This window comes from Microbispora hainanensis (assembly GCF_006874475.1).
GTDB lineage: Bacteria > Actinomycetota > Actinomycetes > Streptosporangiales > Streptosporangiaceae > Microbispora > Microbispora hainanensis.
On sequence record NZ_VIRM01000177.1, the window covers coordinates 1 to 680 of the forward strand.

1 protein-coding gene is annotated in these 680 nt (G+C 69.3%); it reads right to left on the reverse strand.

The genetic code is table 11. The features are described from left to right. Window positions 1-292 precede the first annotated feature (292 nt). Window positions 293-680 (reverse strand): multicopper oxidase domain-containing protein (locus tag FLX08_RS41765; RefSeq protein ID WP_208761991.1); only part of this gene is annotated, 388 nt, incomplete at its 5' end.

Genomic DNA, 680 nt, shown 5'->3' on the forward strand with positions numbered 1-680 from the left:
ACCTCACCCGGCTCGCCCGCGGTCTTGCCGGTGGCCGTGGGGGTGGGTGTGCCGGCGGGTTCCGCGGTGGCCTGGCTTGCCACGGCGAACGGTGTGATCACGGCGGCTGCGGCCGCGCTGGTGGTGAAGACGCGCCGCGACAGCAGGCGTCGCGTCATATCACTGTTGTTCTCGGTCATGGTTCCCAATCGGTGACGGCGCTCGCCCACGGGTGGCGAGCTGGGGGGTGGTCCGTGACGCCGGCGGCGAGCCGGCCATGCCGATCCGGAGATCTGCACGGGAAGATGCCAGGTCAGCCGCAGCTGATCGCGGTGTAGGCGGCCTCGTAGGACGTGGTGACCTCTTTGCCGTCGATGAGCGACGTCCCGGTCACGGTGGCCTTGCCCGCGCCGATCTGCCCGGCCCGGGTGTTGAAGGACTGGTAGGCCTGCTTGCCCGGGGCCACATTGGCCACCGTCTTGGTGCCGTACGGGGTGGTCAGCGTGATCGTCGCCGGCACGTCGCCGTCGTTGACGGCCGTGACCGCGACGTACACCGACGAGCCCACGCAACGGGACGAGGCGGTGACGGTCAGCGGCACTTTCTCGCTCGCGCCGGTCACCGTGAACACCCCGGCCATTCCCGCGTCGGAGTGGCTTTGTACGTGGCAGTGGTACATCCACATTCCCGGTCCGACGTAT